We start from the raw sequence: 544 nt of genomic DNA on the forward strand, positions 1-544 counted from the left end.
TGTATAAACTACTGTATATCCAGTTTCCCCTGGAGTACACCATGAAGCGCGCAGACCTCAAAACTCTCGAGCAGACCCTGGCTCGCCTCCCCGTCGATCTCAAAAAGTACTTTTCCCATCAGCTGGTTGGGCAAATCAACGCCCAAGCGGACACCCTGATCGAGACGGCAAGATCTCACCCTCCATGTCCCCACTGCGGCAATGAGCATCCTGTCAAATGGGGGCGTGCCGGTGGTTTGCCGCGGTATCGGTGCCGGAATCCTGCGTGGCGCAAGACGTTCAATGGCCTTACGGGCACGCCCCTGGCCAAGCTGCACCACCGTGACAAATGGTGTGACTACCTGCGCTGCATGCGAGACAGCCTGACATTACGCGTCTCGGCAGCCCGAGTGGGTATCGATTTAAAGACGGCCTTCCGGTGGCGTCATCGCTTCCTGCGAGAGAGCGCCCGCGCCAACGTCAATGCCTTGTCCGGCATCATCGAGGTAGACGAGACCTTCTTCGCGGAGTCCTGTAAGGGAAAACGCCACCTCACGCACCGCAA

At 58.5% G+C, this 544-nt stretch carries 1 protein-coding gene; it reads left to right on the forward strand.

Translation table 11 applies throughout. From position 1 onward, the window contains the following. Window positions 1–41 precede the first annotated feature (41 nt). A partial coding sequence (locus tag AC5W54_RS22550; protein WP_495964328.1) for a transposase occupies window positions 42–544 on the forward strand: 503 nt, incomplete at its 3' end.

The organism is Halomonas sp. LMYGS-3 (genome assembly GCF_059509875.1).